Annotated in this window: 1 protein-coding gene; it reads left to right on the forward strand. The window is 32.1% G+C overall.

What is annotated here, in order from left to right; translation table 11 throughout:
- Nucleotides 1-118: 118 nt before the first annotated feature.
- On the forward strand, nt 119-536 hold a 418-nt coding region (locus EZH24_RS13325; RefSeq protein WP_137999477.1), incomplete at its 3' end, for a hypothetical protein.

The raw sequence follows: 536 nt of genomic DNA on the forward strand, positions 1-536 counted from the left end.
CGACCGAGTAGGCACCCTTACGGGTGGGCGAACATAACAATAAAGGAGGGAAGCGAATGCGAGCCTGCGAATAAGTTTACTTGTTCGCATATTTAATGCGAGCATAAGCATAACAATCATGAATGCTAAAATAGACTACAATACAGCAAATATAGTATTTCCTATCAATACTACAAATGGCGAAATAAATGTTTTTCTTCCGCCTGTTAATAGAGAAGAAATAAAATCTAACGCTTTAGTGCTTGGGAGATTTGCAGAATATACGGATAAAATAAATAATCTAGTTCTTCTCACTGACTATGATATTTATATTGATGAGATAATAGAATATCAGGCAGAAAATAAATACAATATTAATGATCCTAAATACAAAAAATATATAGATGACAGTAAGTTGAAAATTACTGCTATGCTTGAACGCTCTATTGCCGCAGGTTATTATTTTGAAAATAACGAAATAAAGCCTTTGAATACTTTAGATGATGAGGCAAAAGAAATTATAAAAGGATCTTTGCTTTTTTTTATAGTAACTCTTC

Origin of the sequence: Brachyspira catarrhinii, assembly GCF_005518285.1 — a bacterium.
Lineage (GTDB): Bacteria > Spirochaetota > Brachyspiria > Brachyspirales > Brachyspiraceae > Brachyspira > Brachyspira catarrhinii.